The 19150-nt window shown below is 62.6% G+C and carries 17 protein-coding genes; 16 read left to right on the top strand and 1 reads right to left on the bottom strand.

The window, feature by feature from the left end:
• Positions 1-21 precede the first annotated feature (21 nt).
• From P8A24_RS07230 to P8A24_RS07220, 3 genes are all read left to right on the top strand, one after another.
• Positions 22-1065 carry an o-succinylbenzoate synthase gene (locus P8A24_RS07230; protein WP_278057933.1) on the top strand — a complete coding sequence of 348 codons (1044 nt, stop codon included), beginning with the start codon at positions 22-24 and terminating at the stop codon, positions 1063-1065.
• A gap of 142 nt (positions 1066-1207) precedes the next feature.
• Positions 1208-2800 (top strand): 2-succinyl-5-enolpyruvyl-6-hydroxy-3-cyclohexene-1-carboxylic-acid synthase, encoded by a 1593-nt coding sequence (gene menD / locus P8A24_RS07225; protein ID WP_278057932.1) that lies wholly within the window; start codon positions 1208-1210, stop codon positions 2798-2800.
• Positions 2801-2962: 162 nt separating this feature from the next.
• Positions 2963-4372, top strand: coding sequence for a S1C family serine protease (locus P8A24_RS07220; RefSeq protein ID WP_278057931.1), 1410 nt, complete (start codon positions 2963-2965; stop codon positions 4370-4372).
• 145 nt (positions 4373-4517) lie between these two features.
• Here P8A24_RS07220 and P8A24_RS07215 read toward each other — a convergent pair whose 3' ends face one another.
• Positions 4518-5783, bottom strand: a complete 1266-nt coding sequence (locus P8A24_RS07215) for an isochorismate synthase (RefSeq protein ID WP_278057930.1) — start codon at positions 5781-5783, stop codon at positions 4518-4520.
• Positions 5784-5814: 31 nt separating this feature from the next.
• Between P8A24_RS07215 and P8A24_RS07210 the strand changes: the two genes are divergently transcribed.
• The 13 genes from P8A24_RS07210 to nuoK all read left to right on the top strand — a co-directional run bounded on the left by P8A24_RS07210 (position 5815) and on the right by nuoK (position 19134).
• Complete coding sequence (locus P8A24_RS07210; RefSeq protein ID WP_278057929.1) at positions 5815-6510, top strand: class I SAM-dependent methyltransferase; 696 nt, start codon at positions 5815-5817, stop codon at positions 6508-6510.
• Between the two features lie 362 nt (positions 6511-6872).
• Positions 6873-8141 carry a geranylgeranyl reductase family protein gene (locus P8A24_RS07205; protein ID WP_423190680.1) on the top strand — a complete coding sequence of 423 codons (1269 nt, stop codon included), beginning with the start codon at positions 6873-6875 and terminating at the stop codon, positions 8139-8141.
• A gap of 104 nt (positions 8142-8245) precedes the next feature.
• Positions 8246-8605, top strand: a complete 360-nt coding sequence (locus P8A24_RS07200; protein WP_278057928.1) for an NADH-quinone oxidoreductase subunit A — start codon at positions 8246-8248, stop codon at positions 8603-8605.
• A gap of 3 nt (positions 8606-8608) precedes the next feature.
• The gene (locus P8A24_RS07195; protein WP_278057927.1) at positions 8609-9172 is read left to right on the top strand and encodes an NADH-quinone oxidoreductase subunit B; all 564 of its coding nucleotides are present in this window, start codon (positions 8609-8611) and stop codon (positions 9170-9172) included.
• Positions 9169-9867 (top strand): NADH-quinone oxidoreductase subunit C, encoded by a 699-nt coding sequence (locus P8A24_RS07190; protein ID WP_278057926.1) that lies wholly within the window; start codon positions 9169-9171, stop codon positions 9865-9867. The genes P8A24_RS07195 and P8A24_RS07190 overlap by 4 nt, the downstream gene beginning before the upstream one ends.
• 20 nt (positions 9868-9887) lie before the next feature.
• Positions 9888-11213, top strand: coding sequence for an NADH-quinone oxidoreductase subunit D (locus tag P8A24_RS07185; protein WP_278060237.1), 1326 nt, complete (start codon positions 9888-9890; stop codon positions 11211-11213).
• A complete protein-coding gene (gene nuoE, locus P8A24_RS07180) occupies positions 11213-11884 on the top strand; it encodes an NADH-quinone oxidoreductase subunit NuoE (RefSeq protein ID WP_278057925.1) in 672 nt (223 codons plus the stop codon). The genes P8A24_RS07185 and nuoE overlap by 1 nt, the downstream gene beginning before the upstream one ends.
• Entirely contained in the window at positions 11881-13224 is a 1344-nt protein-coding gene (gene nuoF / locus P8A24_RS07175) for an NADH-quinone oxidoreductase subunit NuoF (RefSeq protein WP_278057924.1), read from the top strand. The genes nuoE and nuoF overlap by 4 nt, the downstream gene beginning before the upstream one ends.
• Positions 13221-15803, top strand: coding sequence for an NADH-quinone oxidoreductase subunit G (locus P8A24_RS07170; RefSeq protein WP_278057923.1), 2583 nt, complete (start codon positions 13221-13223; stop codon positions 15801-15803). The genes nuoF and P8A24_RS07170 overlap by 4 nt, the downstream gene beginning before the upstream one ends.
• Positions 15800-17134, top strand: coding sequence for an NADH-quinone oxidoreductase subunit NuoH (nuoH, locus tag P8A24_RS07165; RefSeq protein ID WP_278057922.1), 1335 nt, complete (start codon positions 15800-15802; stop codon positions 17132-17134). Before P8A24_RS07170 ends, nuoH begins: the two co-directional genes overlap by 4 nt.
• Entirely contained in the window at positions 17127-17810 is a 684-nt protein-coding gene (nuoI, locus tag P8A24_RS07160; RefSeq protein ID WP_278057921.1) for an NADH-quinone oxidoreductase subunit NuoI, read from the top strand. Before nuoH ends, nuoI begins: the two co-directional genes overlap by 8 nt.
• The gene (locus tag P8A24_RS07155; RefSeq protein ID WP_278057920.1) at positions 17807-18835 is read left to right on the top strand and encodes an NADH-quinone oxidoreductase subunit J; all 1029 of its coding nucleotides are present in this window, start codon (positions 17807-17809) and stop codon (positions 18833-18835) included. The genes nuoI and P8A24_RS07155 overlap by 4 nt, the downstream gene beginning before the upstream one ends.
• A complete protein-coding gene (nuoK, locus tag P8A24_RS07150; RefSeq protein WP_278057919.1) occupies positions 18835-19134 on the top strand; it encodes an NADH-quinone oxidoreductase subunit NuoK in 300 nt (99 codons plus the stop codon). Before P8A24_RS07155 ends, nuoK begins: the two co-directional genes overlap by 1 nt.
• Positions 19135-19150: the final 16 nt, after the last annotated feature.

Raw genomic sequence — 19150 nt, 5'->3', positions numbered from 1 at the left:
TCGGCGTCGTACGATGGGGGCATGCACGTGCGTTTTTACACCTACTCGATTCCGCTCACCCACCAATTCCGAAACATTACGCAGCGTTCGGGGCTGATTGCCGTAGCGCCCGACGTCGATCCGCTGGGGCCGCTTGTGTCCCGCAGCTCGGCCGTGCAAGTCGCGGAAATGAGCCCGTTCTGGGATTACGGAGTGCCGGAATCCTCGCGGTGGGTGCTTGCCGGGCTTGAAGCGTTGCGCCGTGGGTACCCTCAGCCGGTGCGGAGCCGAATCCCGGTGAACGTCACTGTGCCCGCGGTCGGACCCGAGGAGGCGGAGCGCATCGCTGCGCGCTCAGGCGCGCATACTGCCAAAGTGAAAATCGCTCAGGAGGGGCAGACCCACGCCGACGACGTCGAGCGCATCGAGGCCGTCCGTTCTGCTCTGCCTTCCGCCGCGATCCGCGTGGACGTCAATGGGAAGTGGTCTGTGGAGCAGGCCGTGCAGTGGCTGCCGGATTTGGATCGCGCTGCCGGTGGTTTGCAGTACGCGGAGCAGCCGTGTGCCACCACCGCTGAACTTGCGCAGCTGCGCCGGCTCGTGAGCGTGCCGATCGCGGCGGATGAGTCGATCCGCCGCGTCGCCGACCCGCTGGAGGTTCGCCGCCTCGCAGCTGCCGACGTCGCCGTTATCAAGAACCAGCCCCTGGGTGGGGTGTGGCGCGCGCTGGAACTGGCCGACCAGCTCGGCTTGCCGACGGTGGTGAGCTCCGCGCTCGAAACGTCAGTGGGGCTCGCGGCAGGGCTCGGCTTCGCGGCTGCGCTGCCGAGCCTCGATCATGCGTGCGGGCTCGGCACGCTGTCGTTGTTCGACGGCGATACCGCCGTTTCGCCGATCGTTCCTGTGGATGGGTTTATCGGCGTGCCCGAAACGCTCACGCTCAACCCGGCCGCAGGCGCCGACGCCGCTCTCACGGCTCGCTGGGCGATCCGGCTGACCCTGATCTGGGCGCATCTTCAGGCCACCGGCAAAATCGGGCCGGAAGATACCTACGAACTTCACTCGCTTCGCGACCTCGCGCAGTGAAGTGCTCGCTGGCGATTCCCAGAGCCGAATGAGTGCGTCAATATGAGATTTTCATCCGTTGACGTGCGAAAACGCGAAGTGATCGCGAAAAAGTGTCATACCTGTTGTTTAGGATTGTGAGCAGTTGAAAGAGAGGATCGCTATGAATTCCGCCCACAGTGCTCGTACCGTGATTGCCGCGCTCGTACGCGCCGGGATCTCAACGTTCGTGTTGTGCCCGGGCTCGCGCTCGGCGCCGTTCGCGTACGCGCTGTACGAGGCTGAGCGCGCCGGGGTGATCGTGCTCCATGTGGAAACCGACGAGCGAGTGGCTGGCTTCGTTGCGTTGGGCAGTGGGTTGGCCGGCAGACCCGCAGCTGTCGTGACGACGTCGGGCACGGCGGTGGCGAATCTTCACCCTGCACTCGAGGAAGCGCACCGGGCGGGAGTGGCGCTCGTGGCGGTGACTGCGGATCGGCCACACGGCATGCGTGGGGTCGGCGCTTCGCAGACCACCGATCAGATGGCAGTTCTTGCGGGGAGCGTGCGCGCCCAGTTCGATCTGCCGACCGATATGAAAACCCAGCAACTTCGCGGGATCGTGCTCCGTGCGGTGCGGATCGCCACGGGTGAGGCGCTCGAGGCTGCGGGGCCTGGGCCGGTGCAGCTGAACGTGGGATTCGAGCCTCCACTCGTGTCTGAGGAATCGTGGGGCACGGTGGCGCAGGATTGTGCGATCGAGGTTCCGGAAGCCGGTGAAGCCCGAACCGTCGTGGTTGCCGCCCCGAGCCATCTTGCGGTTGATCCCGCGGATCTTGCCGGCGTGCCGGTCCTGGCCGAACCGTCCAGTCCGTTGTGGGGATCGGCGTCGGCGATCGCGTGCCACCCGATCCTGCTGCGCAGTGAGCTGGCCAAGCACATTGAGCGCGTGGTGGTGATCGGGCATCCCACGCTCACGCGCGATGTCTCCGCTCTGTTGGCGCGTACGGACATTGATGTTGTGGTGGCTGATGACGTGCCGATTTACACGGACGTTGCGGGTACGGCGCGAGTGGTCTCGCTCGAGAAGGCGCTCGCGCTCGCCACGTGGGATGCCCGGTGGCTGGGGCAATGGCAGGCGCTGGCACGCAAGGCGGTCGCAGCGATCGAAGAACAGGCAGGCGAGGGGCTCACGTTTGCGAATGTGGCGCGCTCGCTCGATCCGGCGGTGCCCACGCTCCTGGGCGCCTCGTCGATCATTCGCGAGGTGAACCTGTTCGCTCAGGTCGGCCGAGGCCATGCGTTCCTTGCGAACCGCGGGCTCGCAGGGATTGATGGCACGATGTCTACAGCTATTGGCATGGCCCTCGTGCGTGGCTCGATGCGAGTTGTGGTCGGCGATCTCACGTTCATCCATGATCTTGGATCGCTCGTTCACACTGCGGGGCAAGAGGGTGTGAACCTCGATGTTGTGGTGATCGACGATCACGGTGGCTCGATTTTTGCCACGCTTGAACATGGTGGTGCTCCCGAGCCTCTGTATTCGCGGGTGTTCGCCACGGCCAAGGAAATTGACGTCGAGGCATACTCGCGCGCGGTGGGCGCGGCTTTCGTCCGCGTCGGTTCGTTGGCGGAGTTGCGAGAGGCGCTCGCGGCTCAGGCAAAGGGAGTGCGGATTGTGTATGTCGATCTTGAATCCCATACGGCTGCCCAGCTCAAAAGCGGGCGAGGGGAGCTCCAACGGGTGGTGGAGAATGCCATCAGTCCACAATCGTAGCTGTTCACTAGTGGCGTAATTCGTCCAGAAAACTTCCAGGAGACTTCCACTATTGCGGAAGTTCACGGTGAAATCTTTGAGGGGTGCGCGGAACAAAATACCCCGAGCGGGAGTTTTGAGCATCAGTAGTTCCGCAGGAGTTTTGGACAAAGTGAGGGAGAGATGAACGAGGAATTCGAGCAGCAGAATGCGCAAGGTGAACAGCCGCAGATCCAGCGGCCCAATGTGACGCGCCCCGGGGAGTTCGCGCACCCCGAGCCTATGCAGCCGTTGCCGGAGGTGGGTGGGCCCACGCTCGAGCCTCCGGGTGGGATTGCTCGCGGCGGCCAGCCGCAGCCCACTGCTGGTGGTGCACCGTCGAACGGCGCCCCGGCGTCGGGAGCAGCGTTCGGTCTGCCGAGTAGCCCAGCGTTCGCGCCGATTCCACCGGCACAGCCGAAGAAGAAGCGCACGCCGGGTTGGGGCGCACTCATCGCCGCAACGGTTGTTGCTGCGCTGGTCGGTGGCGGTCTCGGATACGGAGCCGTCTACTCGCAGTTCGGAAAGGCTCGGCCGGCCGCAGCTATTGCCGAGTCGGCGTCGGGAAGCACCCCTGTTGTCAAGCAGACCGCCGATAATGCCCCCGATTGGCAGGCCGTCCACCAGGCAGTCAGCCCGTCGGTGGTGGCGATCACGAACTCGTCGCAGGAGGGCACCTCGGCAGGCTCGGGTGTGATCATCGATAAGGAGGGGCACATCGTCACCAACAATCACGTGATTGCCGGTGCGAAGGAACTCCTCGTGTCGCTCGCCGATGGGCGCGTGTTCAAGGCCAAGCTCGTCGGTACCGACCCGGCTACGGATCTTGCCGTGATTCTGCTCCAAGATCCTCCCAAGGATCTCGCGTTCGCGCAGATCGGTGATTCGTCGAAGGTTGTTGTCGGGCAACCAGTGGCTGCCATCGGCAATCCCTTAGGCTTGGAAGCCACGATGACCACCGGTATTGTTTCAGCGCTTGATCGCCCGGTCACCACACAAGGAGAGAGCGCCGATCCGTTCTCGCAAAACCAGGCATCGCCTGTGGTCACGAACGCGATCCAGATCGATGCGGCCGTGAACCCGGGCAACTCCGGCGGCCCCGTGTTCGATGCGCAGGGGCGCGTGGTCGGCATCGCTTCGTCGATCGCTTCGATTGGGCAGGCTCGTGGCCAGCAGGCAGGATCGATTGGCCTGGGCTTCGCAATCCCCGTAAACCTGGCGAAGAACGTTGCCGATCAGCTGATCAAGAACGGCGTGGCTGAGCATGCGTTCCTCGGTGTCACCATCTCGGACGGAGTTGCCCAGTTCAACGGTCAAGCGCGCATCGGTGCTCAAGTTCAGTCTGTTACGCCGGGCACCCCAGCCGCGAAGGCGGGGATCCGTTCAGGCGACGTCATCACCAAGATTGATGGCCACAACGTCTCCGGCGGCACGTCGCTCACTGGCTACGTTCGCCAGTACAAGAGCGGCGATGTGGTGACCGTGACCTTCGATCGCGACGGCAAACTTCTCGATGTGGATGTCACACTCGCCACCCGCAAGGATGCAAAGTAACGAGGTCCGGCGCTAGCGATACGTTTTCTATCCCAGAAGCCGAAAACTCGCCATTTTCGTCACGCCTGTGGGAGGGGAGCGATCCGTGTGATGTAGAGCTTTCGGCGTGGCGTGGCCCGGACAGGTTGAGTGACGAACTCAGACGTTACCTTGTGACGCCGAGAGCCTCCATAATCGGGGCGAACTTCGCTCGGGTTTCAGCCAGCTCAGTTGCTGGATCTGAGCCCTCAACGATCCCGGCCCCGGCCCAGGCGCGTGCGGCGCTTGGCGTGAACATGCGCAGGCACCGCAGGGCAACCGCCCACTGGCCTTCGCCTTTCGCGTCCATCCAGCCAACGGGTGCGCCATACCGATCGCGGTCGGTAGTCTCGAGCGCCGCAATGCTCGCCATCGCGGCGGCGCGCGGCGTGCCGCCGAGCGCCGCCGTCGGATGAAGCGCTCCGGCAATCTGCAAAGGAGTGGCATCAAACGACGGCGTGGCCACGAGATCCGTCGCAATATGCGAAACGTTCGCGAGCTTGAGCACAAACGGCTCGCTGGCCTTCACCTCGCCAAGGGCGGCCAGCGCCTCTCTCGCACTTGCCGCCGCGAGCGCGTGTTCCGCCAGGTTCTTCTCGGTCATCAGATCGTGTCCATCCGGCGCGCCGGTTCCCGCCAGCACGCGCACCGAGATCCCCTCCGGCGAACTCTGCGCAAGCATCTCCGGGGTTGCTCCGATCAGCCCGTCCACGTCAAATATCCAGCAGTCTGGGTAGGCCTGGTGTAAACGCGCGGCCAACGTGCGCTCAGGGATTTCCGTATCCGAGCTCACGTCCACGCTTCGCGCCACCACGATCTTCTCTGCCTCGCCTGTGCGGATCTGCTCCAGAGCTGCAGAAACATTCGCCTCAAACGCCGCCCCCGTAGAATCCTCCACGCTCACCGCCGGCATCGGTGCCACCGGCGTCGTTTCACCCTTCAAAGCCGCATCCAGCAACGCCTTCGCTGGCCCAGCGAGTGTGTCGAAAACATCCACGCCCACCACGCCGATCAGCGTGATCCAGCAATCCTCGCCGCGCTTGCCCACCACAACCTGCGGAACCAGCAGCGCCGACCCAGCCTGCGAGCCGGCGTCGAAGGCGAACGAACCGAACGAAACCAACCCGGTGCCCGGCAACGCCACGTCATCACGGATTTCCGCCTTCTCGCACAGCATCTGCCACCACTGCGCCCCCTCAGCGAAACGGCGCGAATCTTCCGGTCGCTCGCCACCCCGTGGCTCCAGATCGAGCCGCGCAGCCACGCCCGCGCCCACAAGCCCGTCCTCGCCGCGCAACCACACGTGCGCCCCGGCGTCGGGAATCAGGGCCTCCAGATCGACAGTGCGGGGGAGGCGGGTGGTTTGTGCTCGTAGCTGTGGCATCGTCAACATGGACAAGAATCCTACCCGCGCAGGTGGTTAAATGCTTTCTATGAAGCGAGCCACATTGGAGAAGAACCCGGGCGACGTGTCGAGCATGTTCGACGACGTCGCCGCCAAGTACGACCTTATGAACACGGTGCTGACCGGCGGCCAGGTGTATGGCTGGCGCCGCACGACGACCGTAGCGATCGATCCAAAGCCGGGGGAGAAGATCCTCGATCTCGCCGCAGGCACGGGTACGTCGTCGGCGGAGTATGCGAAGGCGGGCGCGGAGGTTGTGGCGCTCGATTTTTCGGCCGGCATGATCGAAGAGGGGCGCCGTCGGTACCCGCACCTGAATTTTGTGCAGGGCGACGCGATGGATCTTCCCTTCGAGGACAACACGTTCGACGCCGTGACGATCTCTTACGGCCTGCGCAATGTGAACGATCCGCACAAGGCGCTCGCGGAGATGTACCGCGTGGTCAAGCCGGGTGGCCGCCTCGTGGTGGCGGAGTTTTCACAACCCCAGAACGCGGCTTTCAATCAGTTGTACCGTTTCTTCTCAGACCAGATTATGCCGCTGATGGCGAAGTTTTCGTCCGACCCACCCGCTTACGACTACCTCGTCGAGTCGATCCGCAAGTGGCCTGCCCAGCGTGAGTTTGCGCAGTGGGTGGCGGCCGCGGGCTGGCGCGGGGTCGAGTACAAGAACATGTCTGGCGGCATTGTGGCGTTGCATCGCGCCTGGAAGTAGGTGCGACGACGGGCGCGTAAGTAGCGTTCTTCCTCGGCCGAGTTTAGGGCCGGGGTGTGAAAGCGGGCGGAGGTTTCCCTCCGCCCGCTTTTGCATACGAGTTTCTCGGGGCCGCGTACGCCGTCGTCCTGGCAATACCCGGGCGCATATTCCCGACGCCGGCGCGGTCTTTGCGCTCGGGCATCGATTGGGCAAGTGGTCTGCCTTCGTCGGTATTTACCCAGGTCATGTGAGCCGATATATAGGGCACGAAAGTCTTTCGTAATTCGGTCGGTATTAATTACTTTTCCGCTCCAGAACGCCGGTAGACTAGTTTGGAATGGGTAATAAAAAGGCCGATGATGGCCAGGAAGGGGCGATCCGTGCGGGTTGAACAAGCCACAGTGATCGTTGTGGGCGGTGGCCCGGGCGGTTCGTCGACCGCTCATTACCTGGCAAAGAACGGTATCGATGTGCTCATTCTTGAGAAGGCTACCTATCCCCGCGATAAGACGTGTGGTGATGGTCTCACCCCGCGAACCGTCGTCGAACTGGTCCGCATGGGCCTGCCGATGCGTGAGGATGAGGGCTGGGTTCGCAACTATGGAATCCGTGGTAGCGGCGCTGGCAACTTCGTTGAGGTGCCCTGGCCGAAGCTTGCCTCCCAGCCGAACTACGGATCTGGTCGGCGCCGCGAAGTGCTCGATGAAGAGCTCGTGCGCCACGCGCAGGCCTCGGGCGCGCGCCTAATGGAAGGCGTCACGGTGACGGGCGCGATTCGCGACGGTGCGGGCCGCGTCGTCGGCGTCACTGCTCGCGAGAACGCGAGCAAGGAAGAGTTTGAGGTTCACGGGCAGTTCGTCGTGGACGCAGGAGGAGTTTCCGCGCGCCTCGCCACGTCGATCGGCCGCGAGAAGGATCCAAAGCGCCCCATGGGTGTTGCGGTGCGCGCCTACTTCCGCTCTCCGCTCGCCACAACCACGTTTATGGAATCACAGCTGGAGCTCTGGGCGGGCAAGCCCGGCGAATCCGAACAGCTCCCAGGCTACGCGTGGATCTTCGCCGTCGGCGACGGCCTGGTGAACGTCGGGCTCGGATCGCTCTCGTCCACTGCTACCCCCACAGGGATCGACTACCGCAAGGTGTTCAACACATGGCTCGAGAACACTCCTCCGGAGTGGGAGCTAACGCCGGAAAACCAGGTGGGCAAGGTCAAGAGCGCCGCCCTTCCGATGGCATTCAACCGCCAGCCGTTGTATGCCGATGGTTTGGCCCTTGTTGGCGACGCCGGTGGCATGGTTTCCCCGTTCAATGGCGAGGGGATTGCGTATGCGCTGGCGGCGGGGCGTGTCGTTGCGGATTATCTTGCTCAGGCGCTGGTACGTGATTCGGCTGCGGAGCGCGACGCTGTGATGGCCGGCTACGTGGAGGATATGCGTGGCGAGCTCGGCGGCTATTACACGCTTGGTCGAGTGTTTGCATGGCTGATTGAGAAACCGGCCATCATGCACGCGTGCGTGAAGTACGGTCTGCCTCGAAAGACTTTGATGAAACTGGTGATGAAGCTCCTGTCGGATGCTTACGATCGGCGAGGTGGCGATTGGATGGATCGCCTGATCACGCTGGCAACGAAGGTGGTGCCACGGGCGTGAGACGAGAAGGCCGGAAAATGTCGCCAACAAGTTATACAGTGTCAATATCAGCTCTGAGTGAAAACTCAGGCTACGGAACGTTTTAGGGAAAAGGTGGAGGTCCAATGTCTGGAAACATTCCGATCCTGATCATGATCGCGGCGGCGCTCGCAATTGCCGCCGGCGGTCTGATCATGAGCGCAATCCTCGGCCCGAAGCGCTACAACCGCGTGAAGGTGTCGAACTACGAATGTGGTGTGGAAGCCACACCGAATGCGGGCAATGCTGGCCGCTTCCCGGTGAAGTACTTCCTCACCGCAATGACCTTCATCGTGTTCGATATAGAGGTTGTTTTCCTCTACCCGTGGGCCGTGAACCACGAGGCCCTTGGCCTTGGAGGCCTCATCGCAATCGGCGTTTTCGTCGCCCTGATCACCGTGCCGTTCCTCTACGAGTGGCGCCGCGGCGGACTTGAATGGGAGTAATGAATGAGTGAAGAAGTAAAGATCGATACGGAGCCGGGCAAGGCGCTCGGAGCCGTTGAGGACGTTCTTGGATGGGCGAAAGCGCGCTCGATCTGGCCAGTCACAATGGGACTGGCCTGCTGTGCTATCGAAATGATGGCATTCGGCGCGGTTCGTTTTGATGCCTCCCGAATCGGCATGGAAGTGTTCCGTGCCTCGCCGCGCCAGGCCGATCTCATGATCGTTTCCGGCCGCGTTTCCCAGAAGATGGCGCCGGTTGTTCGTAACACGTACGACCAGCTCATGGAGCCCAAGTGGGTGATTTCCATGGGCGTGTGTGCGTCCACGGGCGGTATGTTCAACAACTACTCTGTGGTGCAGGGCATCGATCACATCGTTCCTGTTGATGTGTACCTCCCCGGTTGCCCTCCGCGCCCTGAAATGTTGATCAACGCGATCTTCGAGCTACGCAACGGCGTGATCGAAGGAGCCCCGATCGGCGAGCACCGCAAGCGCGTGGCTCGCGCAGCTGAGGAAGCTGCCCTAAAGGCGATGCCCCTCGAGGATAAGAAGGGACTGTTGAGGTGAGCGAAAACGAAATCGCGCCCAAGAGCGGCGCCGGCCCCGAGGTGATCGCACGCCGATCCGGCATGTGGGGCGTGAAAGATAGTGGGGATACCACCGGCTTCTCGACTCAACGCGAGACCGCCGTCGTTGCCCCGCCGGCTACCCGCCCGTACGGCGGCTGGTTCGACGAAGTTGTGGACGTCATCGTGGAACTCGCCGAGGCCGACGGCCTCGCACCCGAGCAGGTGATCGAAAAGGTCTCCACGCAAAACGGCCAACTTGTGATCTTCGTGCCCCGTGAGCACCTGTTGACGGTCGCAAAGTACTGCCGTGACGATCAGGATCTGCGCTTCGAGATGACTCTTGGCGTGTCGGCCGTTCACTACCCGCAGGATAAAGGCCGTGAACTTCACGGTTACTTCCCGCTGTTCTCGTTCACCCACAACCGCATGATTGCGCTCGAAGTGACGGCTCCGGATGCCGATCCGCACATGCCGTCGCTCGTGCCGGTCTACCCGGGCGACGATTGGGCAGAGCGCGAGGCGTTCGATCTGATGGGTATTGTGTTCGACGGCCACCCGGCCCTTGTTCGTTCGGCGATGCCCGATGATTGGGTCGGCCACCCGCAACGCAAGGACTACCCGCTGGGCGGTATCCCGGTGGAATACAAGGGCGCGGTTGTTCCGCCGCCGGACACCAGGAGGGAGTACAACTGATGGCAGATCAGCCCCGCGCGATGGGCGCGATTGATGAAGTTGAAGTTGCCAGCTACGGTTCCTACGAATCGGTCGGCGGCGATTGGGCCGATATTGCCCGCGAAGCCGAAGAGATCGGCGAGGAGCACATCGTTGTCAACCTCGGCCCGGTGCACCCGGCAACGCACGGCGTGCTTCGCCTGCAGTTCGAGCTCGACGGCGAATACGTGCGTGAAGTGAAAGCCTCGACCGGCTTCCTCCACACCGGTATTGAGAAGAACATGGAGTACCGCACCTGGACCCAGGGCGTTGCATACTGCACCCGCATGGATTACGTGGCTCCCACGTTCCAGGAAGTGGCGTACTGCCTGGCGGTAGAGAAGCTGCTCGGCATCACGGATCAGATTCCGGAGCGTGCATCCGCGATCCGTGTGCTCCTGATGGAGCTCACGCGCATCTCCTCGCACATCGTGGCTGTTGGTTCGGCCGGCAACGAGCTCGGCGCGACGACGATGCTGACGCTCGGCTTCCGTGCCCGCGAAGACATCCTGCGAATCATGGAAGACATCACCGGCCTGCGCATGAATAACGAGTTCATCCGCCCTGGCGGTGTGCTGGAGGATCTGCCCGCCGGCGGCACCGACTACATCCGTGAGTTGCTTCCGAAGATTCGCCTCACGATCTCCGAGATGATGGATCTGACTCTCGATAACCCGATCTTCAAGATCCGTCACGAGGATGTGGCTGTTTCGCCGCTATCGTCGATGATGGCACTGTCGATGACGGGCCCGTCGTTGCGCGCCGCTGGCCTTCCGGCCGATCTTCGTAAGACGCAGCCCTATTGCGGTTACGAGAAGTACGAGTTCGATGTGCCGCTTCGCGATAAGGCCGATGCCTACACTCGCGCTGTGGTTCGCTTCGAAGAGGCCCTGCAGTCGATCCGTATCTGCTACCAGGTTCTCGATGAGCTGGACCGCACTGAAGGTCAGCCCGTGATGATCGAAGATAAGAAGATCGCATGGCCGGCTCGCCTCTCGATCGGCTCCGACGGCCAGGGCTCTGCGCCCGAGCACGTCGAAGAGATCATGACCCAGTCGATGGAATCCCTCATCCATCACTTCAAGCTGGTGACGGAAGGCTTCCGCGTTCCCGCAGGCCAGGCCTACCAGTTGGTGGAGCACGCGAAGGGAATTCTGGGTGTACACGTGGTTTCCGACGGCGGAACCCGCCCGTACCGCGCCCACTTCCGCGACCCAAGCTACAACAACCTGCAGTCGCTCGCTCTCATGTCGGAAGGATCCTTCCTTGCCGACACGATCATGGCGCTCGCTGCTATCGATCCAGTGATGGGAGGAGTTGATCGCTGATGGCTACCCCGTACACCCCTGAAGTTGAGGAACGTCTGCGCCGCGACGGCGCCGAGGTAATTGCGCGCTACCCCGAAGCACGTAGCGCGATCATGCCGTTGCTGCACCTCGTGCAGTCGGAGGACGGCTTCTGCTCGCCGCGCGGCATCGCGCTCGTGGCAGATCTGCTGAACGTGACAAAGGCGGAAGTCTCCGCCGTCGCCACCTTCTATTCGCAGTACCGCCGCCACCCCAACGGCGAATACAACGTTGGTGTGTGCACCAACGCCCTGTGTGCCGTGATGGGCGGCGACGCGATCTGGGAAGAGCTCACGAAGTACGTGGGCGTCGGTCATGACGAAACTACGGAAGACGGCAAAATCACGCTCGAGCAGCTCGAGTGCAACGCTGCCTGCGATTACGCGCCCGTGATCATGGTCAACTGGGAGTTCTTCGACAACCAGACCCCGGCGTCGGCGAAGGCTCTGGTGGACGACATCCGCGCAGGCCGCGATATCCACCCGACCCGCGGCCCCGTCGTCGCGCCTACCTTCAAGCAGAATGAGCGCGTCCTCGCTGGCTTCGAAGATGGCCATGTGGACGAAGGCCCTGCAGCCGGCCCGGCGTCGCTGGCTGGCCTCGAAATCGCACGCGAGCGCGGCTGGACCGCCCCGAAGCCGGAAGGAGAATGACGATGGCATACAGTGCACCTGGAAGTCTTGCCCCAGTCCTGACGGACATGTGGGACAAGGAGCGCTCCTGGACGTTGGATACCTACCGCGCCAACGGCGGCTACACAGGTCTCGAGAAGGCGTGGGAGATGGCGTCCGAACCGGGCGCGATCACCAATCTGATCAAGGAATCGGGGCTTCGCGGCCGTGGAGGCGCAGGCTTCCCGACTGGCCTGAAGTGGTCGTTCCTTCCGCCCGCTGACGGCGGTCCGCGCTACCTCGTGGTGAACGCGGACGAATCCGAACCGGGCACGTGTAAGGATATTCCGCACCTGATGGCAAACCCTCACCTGTTGATCGAGGGCATGGCGATCTGTCTGCTGGCGATCGGGGGTAACCACGGTTTCATTTACCTGCGCGGCGAGGTCGTTCACGTGTACCGGCGCCTGCTGGCGGCCGTGCGAGAAGCGCGCGAAGCCGGCCTGCTCGGCAAGGGGAAGGGCCCGAACGGTGATTACGATCTTAACATCACGGTTCACGCCGGCGCTGGCGCCTACATTTGTGGTGAGGAAACTGCGCTTCTCGATTCGCTCGAGGGCTACCGCGGTCAGCCGCGCCTGAAGCCGCCGTTCCCGGCGGCCGAGGGCCTGTACGCTCGCCCCACCGTGATTAACAACGTGGAGTCGATTTCGTCTGTGCCGGGAATCCTCGTGCATGGCACCGAATGGTTCCAGGCGATGGGCGCAGAAACGAAGAATTCTCGCGGACACGGTATCTTCTCGATTTCCGGCCACGTGAAGCACCCAGGCCAGTACGAGGCCCCGTTCGGTATTACGATGCGTCAGTTGATCGAGCTCGCCGGCGGTATCCGCGAGGGACACGAGCTGAAGTTCTATGCGATCGGAGGTTCGTCCGCTCCGCTGTTCACACCCGATCATCTGGATATCCCGCTTGGCTACGAGGAAGTTGCGGAGGGCGGCTCGATGCTCGCAACCCGAGCGATTCAGGTGTTCGACGAAACAGTTTCGGTTGTTCGCGTGGTTTCCCGCTGGGCTGATTTCTATCAACACGAATCGTGCGGCAAGTGCACCCCGTGCCGTGAGGGCACGTTCTGGATGCGCCAGATTATGCACCGTTTCGAGACAGGAACTGCGAAGGAATCCGATATTGACCTGATTTACGAAATCGCGTCGAATATCGCGGGTCGTTCCTTCTGTGCGCTGGGTGACGCGGCTGCCACTCCGATCCGCAGCGCGATCGATTTGTTCCGCGACGAGTTCGTGCTCGGCACGAAGAAGGCGGCCAGCGAGCTGTACCCGCCGGAAAAGTCCGTTCTCTTCAGCGAAGTAGGTGTCAAATGAGTGAAAAGAATACTCCGGCCGAACTCGTGACCGTCCAGGTGGACGGCAAGGAGGTCTCGGTCCCCAAGGGCACTTTGATTATTCGCGCCGCTGAGAAGGTGGGCGTGCACATCCCGCGTTTCTGCGATCATCCGCTTCTGGCTCCCGCGGCCGCGTGCCGCCAGTGCCTGGTTGAGGTGGCCGCTCCGGATCGCGAGGGCAATGTGCGCAAGATGCCTAAGCCGCAGCCCTCGTGTGCTGTGACGGTCTCCCCGGGTATGGAGATCTACACGGGCGCTACCTCCGAGGTAGCGAAGAAGGCCCAGAAGGGTGTGATGGAGTTCCTCCTGATCAACCACCCGATGGACTGCCCGGTGTGCGACAAGGGCGGCGAGTGCCCTCTGCAGAACCAGGCAATGACCGACGGCCGTACACAGTCGCGTTTCGTTGATATTAAGCGCACCTACCCGAAGCCGATTTCGGTTTCTGCCCAGATCCTGCTCGATCGCGACCGCTGCATCCTGTGCCAGCGTTGTACACGTTTCTCGAGCCAGATCGCTGGCGACGCGTTCATTACCCTTCAGGGCCGCGGCGGCGGTACGCCAGGCTACGGCGTGCACTCGCTTCCGGGTTCGCAGGTTGGCGGGTTTGACGGTTCGGTGCTCGGCTTCGCCGACGTCGACGGCGCACACGCGCCCGTCGTCGCGAACGAGTTCTCGGGCCCGGCCGGCGAGCACGGCGTTTCGGAAGGCTTCGCCGCTGGTCCGATGGTTCCGATGCAGACGGCGGAAGATGGGCGTTCGTTCGCGTCGTACTTCTCCGGCAACGTGATCCAGATCTGCCCGGTGGGTGCTCTCACGTCCGCCGCGTACCGTTTCCGCGCTCGTCCGTTCGATCTCGTATCGGTTCCTGGAGTCACGGAGCACGACGCGTCGGGCTCCGCGATCCGCGTCGATTACCGCCGTGGCGAGGTTGTTCGCCGCATGGCCGGTGAAGATATGGAGGTCAACGAGGATTGGATTACCGATAAGGATCGTTTCGCGTTCCGCTGGCAGCAGGGCGCTGGCCGCCTCGCCTACCCGCGTCTGAAGGGCGTGGATGAGCCGGTGAGCTGGTTTGAGGCGATTGAGGAAGCCGCGAAGGGTTTGACAGCCGCGAAGGCGAAGGGCGTCGGCGTGCTGGTTGGCGGCCGCGCAACGCTCGAGGATGCCTACGCGTACGCCAAGTTCGCACGCGTGGTGCTCGGCACGAACGACGTCGACCTCCGTACCCGCCCGGGTAGCACCGAGGAGAACGAGTTCCTCGCATACGCTGTAGCTGGCAAGGGCCTGGATGTCACTTATGGCGATCTCGAGCACGCGGGCCACGTTCTGACGGTTGGCCTCGAGGCTGAAGATGAGATCGGCTCGGTGTTCCTGCGTCTGCGCAAGGGTGCACTCGCCAAGACCACCTCGGTGTCCGTCATTTCTGCATACAAGTCGCTTGGAACATCGAAGATGTTCGCTCGCTTCATTCCTGCCGTTCCTGGCACCGAGGCTGAGGTTCTCGGCGCGATCGTCGACGGCGGCGAAGGCGCCTTCGGTGCGGCTTACGCCGATCTGACGAAGGACGGCGCAGTGATCCTGGTGGGCGAGCGTACCGCTTCGACGCCGGGTGCCCTCTCGGCCGCCGTCGCGCTTGCGCAGCGTACGGGCGCCCGCCTCGCGTGGATTCCGCGTCGCGCAGGCGATCGCGGTGCCCTCGACGCCGGTGCGATGCCGAACCTGCTGCCGGGAGGTCGCCTTGTTGCAGATCCGGCCGCGCGCGTCGACGTCGCGTCCGTATGGGGAGTTGACACCCTGCCGGAAAAGCCGGGCCGTTCCACTGGCGAGATCCTCGCGGCTGCCGCTTCGGGCGAGCTCGGGGGAGTGGTCCTCGCCGGCGTCGAGCTGGCAGACTTGCCGGCCGGTGCACGGGAAGCCCTTGAGAACGTTTTCACTGTTCAGCTGGAAGTACGCGATACGGAAACCCTCGCACTCGCCGACGTCGCCCTCCCGGTGGCGCCGCCAGCCGAAAAGGGTGGCACGTTCGTGAACTGGGAAGGTCGCCTGCGCCCGTTCGGGCAGGCTCTGACCTCCACCCATCTTCCAGATCGCGCGGTCCTGGCCGATCTCGCATCCGAGATGGGTGTGGATCTTGGCCTCGCAACCCTTGAGGACGCCGTCAATGAATTCGCTCAGTTGCGCACGTGGGACGGTGCCCGCGGTCAAGCGCCACAGGCACAGGCCGCGCCCGCGCCGATCATTGCACCAGGACAGGCGGTTCTCGCCACCTGGAAGCAGATGCTTGATCTCGGTGCGCTTCAGAGCAACGAGCCGCACCTGGCGGCCACTGCTCGCAAGTCCGTTGCTCTCGTTTCCGCCGCCACCGCCCGCGGTGCCGGCGCTGAACAGCAGCTGACCATCACCGGACCTACTGGTTCGATCACCCTGGACCTCCAGGTAGTCGACATGCCCGACGGCGTCGTGTGGGTTCCGCAGAACTCTTCCCTCTCGCAGGTGGCGCTGATCGGCGCTAGCGCGGGCGACGTCGTCAACATCTCCAAGGAGGCCGCAAAGTGAACCACTTTTTGACAGTGGGCGGAGTTGTCGCCGACTTCTCGCAGGACACCTGGTGGATCTGGCTCATCAAGGCTGTTGTGGCCGTGGTTTTCCTGATCCTGACGGTGATCTTCGCGCTGTGGGTTGAGCGACGTCTCCTCGCCCGAATGCAGAACCGTGTGGGCCCGAACGTGGTGGGCCCGTTCGGACTTCTCCAGTCGATCCCCGACGCGATCAAGCTACTGGTGAAAGAAGATTTCAACCTTCGTGGTGCCGATCGAGCCGTGTACTTCGTGGCTCCGGCGATCTCGGCTCTTGCGGCCTTCACCGTGATTTCGGTGATCCCGTTTGGCCCTGAGGTATCGATCTTCGGCCACCACACGCCGGTTCAGCTGGCTGATTCGCCGGTGGCGATGCTCTTCGTGCTGGCTGTGGCCGCACTCGGCGAGTACGGTCTGGTGTTCGGCGGCTGGTCGGCAAAGTCCACCCTGCCGCTGTACGGCTCGGTGCGAAGCGCCACCCAGATGATTTCTTACGAGTTGGCGCAAGGGTTGTCGCTGGTGACCGTGTTCCTCACCGCGAACACGATGTCTACCTCTGGAATCGTTGACGCGCAGGGTTCGCTGTGGAATGTGATTCTGTTGATGCCGGCGTTCCTCATCTTCTTCGTGACGATGTTCGGCGAAGCCAACCGCCTCCCGTTCGATCTTCCCGAGGCCGAAGGCGAAATCGTTGCCGGCCCGCACACCGAGTACTCGTCGATGAAGTTCGGCTGGTACTACCTGTCCGAGTACGTGAACATGTTCAACCTGTCGATGCTCGCCACCACGCTGTTCTTCGGCGGCTGGCACGCGGATCCGATTACAAAGGCTGTCTTCAGCCTGTGGGGTGGGGATCCGAACGTCGGTTGGTTCCCGGTTCTGACGTTCCTGCTCAAGAGCTGGACTTTCATGTGCGTCTTCATCTGGGTTCGTGGAACGTTGCTACGTTTCCGCTACGACCAGTTCATGAAGCTCGGGTGGAAGGGCCTGATCCCGTTTGCTCTTGGCTGGCTTGCGCTGGTCATGATCGTTACCGGCATCAACATGGCCTACCCGATCAACGTGCGCGCAGTGATGGTGATCCTCGCGATCGGATACTCGCTGATCATGCTCATCGTTGCCTTCGGTGACGATCGCGTGAAGCCCACCCAGGAAGAGGTTGAGGCCGCGCGCGCCGAGGAAGAATTCACCGGTTTCGAAAACGGTTACCCGGTGCCGCCGCTTCCGGGCCAGGCACTACCGCCGTCGCCGCGTGCGGGCCGTCAGAGGGCCCGCACAACCCGCACCCTTGAGGAGGCCGAGAATGTCTGAAAACACTAACGAGTTCAATCAGCCGGATCCGGAGCAGTACAGCCCGAATAAGAAGGGCCCGATCGGTCGCATGCTTTCGCCTGTAGCTGGCTTCGGCGTCACGTTCTCGACGCTGTTCCGCCCGGTTGTGACCGAGCAGTACCTGCCCAACACGGGCAAGAAGAAGAACGAAGCGCATATCCGCCCGCGTTACCACGGTCTGCACAAGCTCAACCGCTACGCAGACGGCTTGGAAAAGTGCATCGGCTGTGAGCTGTGTGCATGGGCCTGCCCGGCCGACGCGATCCTTGTTGAGGCAGCCGCGAACACACCAGATGCGCAATACTCGCCTGGCGAGCGCTACGGGCGCGTCTACCAGGTGAACTACCTGCGTTGCATCTTCTGTGCTTACTGCATCCAGGCTTGCCCGACCCGCGCGCTGACGATGTCGAACGAGTTCGAGATCGCTGGCCAGACCCGAGAGTCGATGATCTACGAGAAGGAAAACCTCCTCGTTCCGCTCGCCGAGGGGATGTTGCAACCGCCTCACCCGATGGTGGAAGGCACGACCGACGCCGACTACTACAAGGGGAACATCACTGGGCCGACCCAGGCGCAGGTCGACTGGGTGCGCGAGCATCGCCCGGACGATCCGTCGTTGGCGACGGCGAAGGTTGTGGAGGTGAACGCGCGATGAACGCAGCGATTACTCTTTCTACCGGCGAGGCCGTGGGCTTCTTCATTGTTGCCACACTGATGATCGTGGCGGCGATCTACGGCCTACTGATCGCGCGCAAGGCTGTGTACACCACCATTTCGGTAATCTTCGTGATGGTGTGCCTCGCGGTTCTTTACACGATGCTCGAGGCCCCATTCATGGGAGTCGCTCAGGTGGTTGTCTACACCGGAGCAATCCTGATGATGTTCCTGTTCGTGCTCATGCTGGTGGGTGTGGATTCGGCTGATTCGGGCCACGAGACGCTCACAGCTCAAAAGCCTGTGGCGATTCTCGGTGGGCTGGGCATCGCGGCGATTCTCATCGCAGTGGTGTTTGGTCTCGTCGGTACCGGCTTCGATACATCTCCCGGCCAGCTCACTGAGGATATTTTCCCGGTCGGCCTCGCCGCCGCGAACGCGGATGGCAACCCCGTTGGCGTTTCGCACATCATCTTCAACAACTTCGTGCTCACGCTCCAGATCACGGGTTGCCTGCTGATCGTTGCGGCGCTTGGGGCAATGACTTTGACGCATCGCGACAAAGTTCACTCCCGCTTCACGCAGACGGAGCTTGCGAACCAGAAGATGCGCGACTTCACCGAGAAGGGTATCCACCCGGGCCATCTGCCGAACGCTGGTGTGTTCGCCGAGTCGAACTCCTCGACCAACCCGTCGCTCACATACGGCGGAAAGCCGGCCGAAGGTTCGATCAACCGTGTGCTCGAGATCCGCGGTCAGGGCCGTTCGCTTTCAGAGATTTCGCCTGCAACGGTGGATATCATCACCAACGGCCCAGGCCTCCACGGCCCGTCCACCTACGGCAAGGTTGGCCGCGCAACCGTGGCCGGTATGCCGGGTGTCGCGGCTCCGGATTACGAGGCTGCCGCCAAGCGCCACCAGCTTGAGCCAGGCAAGGCCGAGCAGGTGGAAGCGCCCAGCGCCTCCGACGTCGTCGAAGAAGCTCAGGTGACGCAGGCTCACACTGAAAAGGGAGAGGATAAGTAATGGACCTCATGTGGTACGTCGCGCTGGCGGTGGTGCTCTTCGCCATCGGTGCAGCAACTGTTCTCACCCGTCGTAACGGCGTGATCGCCCTCCTCGGAGTGGAAATCATGCTGAACTCCGCGAATCTCGCGCTCGTCACGTTCTCACGCATGTGGGGCGACCTTCAGGGGCAGGTATTCTCCTTCTTCGTGATGGTTGTTGCCGCGGCGGAAGTCGTTGTGGGCCTGGCAATCGTGGTGTCCATCTTCCGAACCCGCAGGTCCGCCTCGCTCGATGGCGTGAACCTCCTCAAGCACTGAAAGCAGGTGTGAATCA

Source organism: Arcanobacterium wilhelmae, assembly GCF_029632765.1.
Classification (GTDB): domain Bacteria; phylum Actinomycetota; class Actinomycetes; order Actinomycetales; family Actinomycetaceae; genus Arcanobacterium; species Arcanobacterium wilhelmae.
The sequence above is the reverse complement of the archived record's forward strand: the minus strand, read 5'-3'. Positions and strand labels throughout refer to the sequence as shown.